2 pseudogenes are annotated in these 1,474 nt (G+C 73.7%); both read right to left on the minus strand.

The features are described from left to right. Positions 1-369 (minus strand): annotated as a pseudogene (locus CCN35_RS27005) (DUF4129 domain-containing protein); the annotation flags it as partial. 4 nt (positions 370-373) lie between these two features. Beyond that, positions 374-1,453: pseudogene (locus CCN35_RS27010) on the minus strand (DUF7847 domain-containing protein); the annotation flags it as partial. Positions 1,454-1,474 lie beyond the last annotated feature (21 nt).

A 1,474-nucleotide genomic window follows, 5' to 3' on the forward strand; every position in this document is an offset into this window, starting at 1 on the left:
ATATATGTATAAGAGACAGCGGTCCTCGAAGAGGGCGGGGGAGGAGACGGGGCCGCGGCGCGGGGTGCCGAGGCGCCACCACAGGGCGCCGAGCACGACGAGGGCGGCCGCGACGACGGCGGCCAGGCCGGCGCTTCCGCCGGGTGTGGCGGCCGAGGCGGAGTCGAAGAGGGTGCCGAGCCATTCCCAGAAGGCGCTCAGCGCGCGGTGCAGCAGCCCGGGATCGTGCTCGTGATACATGCTCTTGGACAGTTCGCGCCGGGCCTCCTCTTGTGCGGGGTCCCGCGGGACGGTCACCGGCGGTTCGGTCGGGTCGGCCGTGCGCGAGAGCGCCGGCAGCGCTGTGAGAACTCCCCCCGTCAGCCGCACGCCGTCAGCTCCCCGGGGCGGTCGGGGCGGAACCATGGCCCGGAACGCCGGCGGCCCGGGCCAGTTCGAGGTCGAGGGCCTCGCGGCGGATGCGCTGGTCGATGTAGAGCAGCACGGTGACGCAGGCCGAGATCGGAAGGGTGATCGTCAGGCCGATCACCGACCCGATCCCGCTGATGATCAGGTAGGACCAGCTCGGTTCGGGGGTGCCCTCGAGGAAGCCGGCCAGACCGTCCCCGCCGGACAGGAGGGCGATCACGGCGAAGGGGAGGGCGACCACCAGGGAGACCATGGACGTGAGGACCACGGTCAGCAGCTGGATGCCGAAGATCCGCCACCAGGAGCCGCGGACCAGCTTGGCGGACCGGCTCATCGCTTTGGTGATGCCCTGCTTCTCCAGCATCAGGGCCGGCGAGGCCAGGGAGAAGCGGATCGCCAGCCAGAGGGCGGGCACGCAGGCGGCGAGGATGCCCAGGAAGGCCAGCCCGGCGCCGCCGAGGGGGGATCCCGCGGCGGCCACGAGGATGCCGGGCAGCGCGCCGGCGGTGACTATGCCCAGGCAGATCAGCAGCAGCAGGAGGACCAGCCCGAACAGCTTGAGCAGCAGCGGGCGCGCGTCCCGCCAGGCCTCGCCGACGGTGACCGGCCTGCCGAGCACCGCGCGGCTGGTGACCATCGTGAGCAGTGCGGTGGCCACGACGGTGCCGGCCATGGTGACCACGAAGACGGCCCCGGAGCCGAGCAGGGAGTCGAGCATGGCGCCGCCGATCTCGGCCGGGGTGGCGTTCGGGTCGCCGAGCACCTGGTTGGTCCGGGCGGAGGTGGAGCGCTGCGCCAGGATGACGACGATCTGGGTGAGGACCGCCACGACCAGGGAGACGCCCAGGACGGTGCGCCAGTAGGTGCGCATGGTGGTCACCGCGCCGTCGAGGATCTCGCCCAGGCCCAGCGGGCGGAGCGGGATCACCCCGGGCTTGGCCGCGGGTGGCGGGCCGCCCCAGCCCGTGCCCCAGGCGCTGTAGCCGCCGGGGCCGCCGTAGCCGCCCGGGGTGCCCCAGCCGGAGCCGGGGGGCGGCGGCGGCGGCCCCGGCGGCTACAGCGCCTG

It is taken from the genome of Streptomyces thermovulgaris (genome assembly GCF_002155915.1).
Taxonomy (GTDB): Bacteria; Actinomycetota; Actinomycetes; order Streptomycetales; family Streptomycetaceae; genus Streptomyces; species Streptomyces thermovulgaris.